Raw genomic sequence first — 576 nt, forward strand, 5'->3', positions numbered from 1 at the left:
TGTTAATAGTAAAATAAAGATAACCAAAAAGGTTGGTATAATAATTACCAGTTTCGGCAATGAAAAACTATCCTAAGGTTATCTTTTTTGATAGAATCTTCTGTATTCAAATACAGGAGATTATTATGGAAAGAAATATTATAGGAGATTTATTAATTTTGAAACAAATGAATATTAAACCCAACTTTAGCGAACTTGCCAGAATCTACGATATGGATAGACATACAGTAGCTAAATACTGGCGTGAAGGAGGAATAAAAAAAGTGGAACGTAAACCTAGAAAAAGTATTCTGGATAAATATAGCGATGAAATCACTAGATTGTTTGAGAAGCCTGGTGTTCATAAACGTGCTGCATATGAGTATCTTCTAGACAGGTATGGTGAGGACAATATCGGAACTTACAATAATTTTAAATATTACACTTGGAAACGTGATATGAAGCCACAAAAAACTGTCAAGCCTCATGTCAGATATGAAACAAGGCCTGGCCAACAATTGCAGGTAGACTGGAAAGAAAATCTTAGAATGACGACCATTCATGGTGAAGTCATAGAATTCAATCTCATGACATCTA

At 33.2% G+C, this 576-nt stretch carries 1 pseudogene; it reads left to right on the forward strand.

Annotated elements, in window-relative coordinates:
• Nucleotides 1-125: 125 nt before the first annotated feature.
• A pseudogene (locus B5E92_RS15305) lies at nucleotides 126-576 on the forward strand (IS21 family transposase); the annotation flags it as partial.

This window comes from Erysipelatoclostridium sp. An15 (assembly GCF_002160675.1).
Taxonomy (GTDB): Bacteria; Bacillota_I; Bacilli_A; order Erysipelotrichales; family Coprobacillaceae; genus Thomasclavelia; species Thomasclavelia merdavium.